This is a genomic window from Rhodobacter sp. NSM (genome assembly GCF_052244495.1).
Lineage (GTDB): Bacteria > Pseudomonadota > Alphaproteobacteria > Rhodobacterales > Rhodobacteraceae > Cereibacter_A.
The window spans coordinates 1-1676 of sequence record NZ_JBQPXH010000045.1 but is presented as its reverse complement, the minus strand read 5'-3'; the positions used below and the strand labels follow the sequence as shown (position 1 = coordinate 1676).

The 1676-nt window shown below is 61.5% G+C and carries 4 protein-coding genes; 1 reads left to right on the top strand and 3 read right to left on the bottom strand.

The genetic code is table 11. The features are described from left to right. Nucleotides 1-517, top strand: a 517-nt coding sequence (locus ACTVZP_RS22145; protein WP_443214289.1) for a hypothetical protein, incomplete at its 5' end; no start/stop codon positions are given. 62 nt (nt 518-579) lie between these two features. Here the strand turns inward: ACTVZP_RS22145 and ACTVZP_RS22140 are convergent. The 3 genes from ACTVZP_RS22140 to ACTVZP_RS22130 form a co-directional block, all read right to left on the bottom strand. After that, nucleotides 580-888, bottom strand: coding sequence for a phage holin family protein (locus ACTVZP_RS22140; protein ID WP_443214288.1), 309 nt, complete (start codon nt 886-888; stop codon nt 580-582). A 136-nt stretch (nt 889-1024) separates the two neighbouring features. Beyond that, entirely contained in the window at nt 1025-1333 is a 309-nt protein-coding gene (locus ACTVZP_RS22135; RefSeq protein ID WP_443214287.1) for a hypothetical protein, read from the bottom strand. Between the two features lie 3 nt (nt 1334-1336). After that, nucleotides 1337-1657 carry a hypothetical protein gene (locus tag ACTVZP_RS22130; RefSeq protein ID WP_443214286.1) on the bottom strand — a complete coding sequence of 107 codons (321 nt, stop codon included), beginning with the start codon at nt 1655-1657 and terminating at the stop codon, nt 1337-1339. Nucleotides 1658-1676: the final 19 nt, after the last annotated feature.

The following is a 1676-nucleotide window of genomic DNA, read 5'->3' as shown; positions in this document are numbered from 1 at the left end:
GAGGGGCGCTAGTGTAGGAGTTATCGTGACTGAACTTGAAGCACTAATGAAGAAGGTCGAGAGTACATTTGGTGCCGTAGATGAGACTATAATTATTGTGCTAAAGGGGCATCTTCTAATAGAGGAGCTTTTGGATAGAATTATTGGCACGTTCGTTTTTCATCCGGATTACGTCATGGCTGCCAATCTTCGTTTCGCACAGAAAATTAGTCTCGCGCGATCACTTTCGGTGGGCGAGCAGGACAACGCGATGTGGGATATAATAATAAGGCTGAACGCTCTTCGTAATGAGCTTGCGCATTCGCTTGGATCGGACAAGCGTGATCGTAAAGTCAAGGCTGTCGTGGATTGTTACCTTGATCAGGCTGAGGGTCATCTTGATAAAATTGGAGTTGTTAAGGATCAACCCGAGCATATTATGCTTGCATTCGCCGTGACCTTCGCTCTCGGATTTTTGGCAAGCTTCTCTGATGAGGCTAATAGCTTCCGGCGTTTTATAGATGCGTCTACAAGATAGCTTCCTCTAGTATAAGGTTGGCTTGACGCCATTAAGCAAGTTCTTGGGATGGCATTGCTGAATCACTTTCGGTTAAGCAGACTTCCTAGCATCGCCGTGGTGCCGCGCGGCCCGAGGTAGGCGAGCATCGCGACGAGCCCCATGGCAGCGCGGCCGTCGAGGTTGAGATACGAGCTCAGGGCCTCGCCTATGAAGGCCATGGCGACGAGGGCGGGGATCTCCCAGAGGAGCTCGCGGCCGAAGAAGGCGCGGCGGCGGGCGCGGACCTCGCCGGTGTGATACATGAGCCGGCCCATGGCGGCCGCGATCAGCGTGGCGATGGCCCCGCCCCAGAGCGCCGTGATGGTGTCGATCAGTCCCTTGTCCGGCATCGCGCCGCTCCTGTTGTGCGCGCCGTGCGCGTCTGTCGGCCCGGCCGGGAGCGGCCGGGTCTTCTCATGATGATCGGGAAGGCGGGGACGCCTCAGTCGGCCGGCGGCTCTGGGAAGCCCGCCTGCTCGAGCAGGTTCACAGCGTCACCTCTGCGGCTTCGATGAACAGCCGATCGGTCTCCTCCGGCGAGAAGCCGAGCAGGAAGGCCAGCGTGTCCATCGTTTCCGAGTCCCGGACGAGCATGGTCGCGCCGCGGAGGGCGGCCCGCATTGCCCAGGGGTAGGCGGCGTCCTCCGCGATCGCCATCGCGCGGGCCCACTTCTCCTCGCCGACCACGATCATGGCCTGCATGACGGTGACCTCTGCCGGGATCAGATCGCGCTGCGCCTCGGCCGCCCTGGCGTCTGCCGTCCGGAGACGGCTCAGGTCGATCGGAATGCCCATGGCTCAGGCCTCCTCGGTCGTGGGTCCGGGACCCCAGGCCGGGACGGAGATCGGCCCGTCGATCTCGGCATGGATCGGTTCGGGGAAGAGCGTCGCGGCGCCGGCGTCCGGGCCATGCGGCAGGATCAGCGTGAACTGCAGCACGCCGTCGATCCTCTCGATGTCGGAGGCGAGCCACGCGGAGCCCACGGCATCGCGCGGCAGCGTGGCGCCATCCGGGATGCCGGACAGATCCAGCTCCTCGCCGTTGAGGATCAGGATGTCGCCGGATCTGGCGAGGGACAGCCGTTCCTCACGGCGCTGGGGGCTGAAGGCAATGTGCATGGGGTCCTCCTAGAACCAT

Excerpts from the sequence above, each read along its gene's own strand:
- ACTVZP_RS22140 (WP_443214288.1), bottom strand. The coding sequence starts at position 888 with ATGCCGGACAAGGGACTGATCGACACCATCACGGCGCTCTGGGGCGGG.
- ACTVZP_RS22135 (WP_443214287.1), bottom strand. The coding sequence starts at position 1,333 with ATGGGCATTCCGATCGACCTGAGCCGTCTCCGGACGGCAGACGCCAGG.
- ACTVZP_RS22130 (WP_443214286.1), bottom strand. The coding sequence starts at position 1,657 with ATGCACATTGCCTTCAGCCCCCAGCGCCGTGAGGAACGGCTGTCCCTC.